Origin of the sequence: Paenibacillus cremeus (assembly GCF_007786445.1) — a bacterium.
GTDB lineage: Bacteria > Bacillota > Bacilli > Paenibacillales > NBRC-103111 > Paenibacillus_G > Paenibacillus_G cremeus.
Genome location: NZ_VNJI01000124.1, coordinates 1 through 1,506 on the forward strand (window position 1 = coordinate 1; position 1,506 = coordinate 1,506).

Sequence of the window (1,506 nt, forward strand, 5' to 3'; positions counted from 1 at the left end):
ACTCAACTTTCGCAGCTTAAATTACCGAACAAACCCTTGATGTACAAGGGCAAATCGGCCAGCCATTGCTGGAATTGACACAACACCGTTTGTTTGCTGCGTTTGCTCATTGCCCCTGCCATATTCAAAAATAAGGACATAAGTTGTTGTAGGGCGGTCTGGTAGTCAAGGTCACGAACTTCATCCGCATACAAGAAAAACAGCCCGCCAAGCGTACGTGTATCTCCGGTTTGCCGTCGCTCAAATTCCATCACCAAGTAACGGCTAAACACGACGGTCGTATGGCTGATCAGCATATCAAAGGAACGGCCTTGAAACTCGGTTCCTAGTTTCAAATAGCTTTTGGTTACTTTAAAGAATGTCTCAATGCTCCACCGCATGCCATAAATGCGGACAATCTCATTTGGTTCTAAAGCAAGATCTGTGCTGAGAACAGCCAGCCATTCGCGCCGCTTATTACGGTTTTGAACAAAGACGAGTCGAACAAGCATGCCGCATGAAGTCTGGACAACGATAGAACTCCAAACGGAAGTCCGCTTGTTCTTAGGCAGGATCCGGTAAAGTTCACTCAGCGTCAGACGTTGTCCTTCGTACACGTAGCGCTGTTTCATTTCCTTGACCAGCCCAATCGTGGCGAGTCCTTCAGCCGATAGACCTCGAATGAGTGGCATCTGAGTAAACCAACTGTCTATTAGCACGTAATCCGCATGGAAGCCGGCTCGCAGCGCGCGCCGAATCAAACCGAGGGCAGCGTCAGGCTTACGCGTAAGTGCCTCGACGCGTCGTTTGTATCCATGGCATCGCTTCGTGATCGTTGTCGCCATCTCGTTTAGGCGATTCACAAGCTTAGCTGATGAGAGCATGACAAAGTCGATCGGAGCAAAGCTGAATCCGTCGGACCAGCCAAGCGTGAGCAGGGTGTATCCTTTGGTAAATCGGCCTGTTGTATGGTCGAACACTCTGGCAAGCAGTTCTGCCTTTTTACTGCGATTGCGTTGCATGGTGGAGTCGTCGATGATGAACACTTTTACACGCTTGGCTGAGGTAAGCGCGGCAAACTGCCGAACCACCGTCAGACTAAGCGAATGAAGAAAAGCTCGCCATGCAAAGCCTGGATGATTCAAGAAACGGTAGACCACATCTTTGCCTGGCAATGAAGCGCTGCGGTTGCTCTCCAGCAGTCGAAACCAATTCTTACCCTCAAAAGCAAGCGAGAAAAGCAATTGAAAGACAGCAAGCGCAGAGAGACCAAACGACTTTCGAATCCCGACATCACGAAGCAGTTTACCGATTTTCAAGGAAGTGAAAACAGACGAAAAATGAGACTGGTCAGACAGGGAACGATGGTGTACCATGGATTACACACCTTTCTTTGTTTGTATGGTTGCTGGACACTTCCATGATACCAAACAAAGAAGGTGTTTTTTTGTCAAGAGAAGGAAAAAATGCGCTCCGTCCTTACAGCCGTAGGGCGTTTAAGCTAATTTGTAGCTGCGAAAGTTGAGT

Annotated in this window: 1 protein-coding gene; it reads right to left on the reverse strand. The window is 48.5% G+C overall.

From position 1 onward, the window contains the following. Positions 1-2: 2 nt before the first annotated feature. Entirely contained in the window at positions 3-1,355 is a 1,353-nt protein-coding gene (locus FPZ49_RS35095) for an IS4 family transposase (protein ID WP_144855368.1), read from the reverse strand. Positions 1,356-1,506 lie beyond the last annotated feature (151 nt).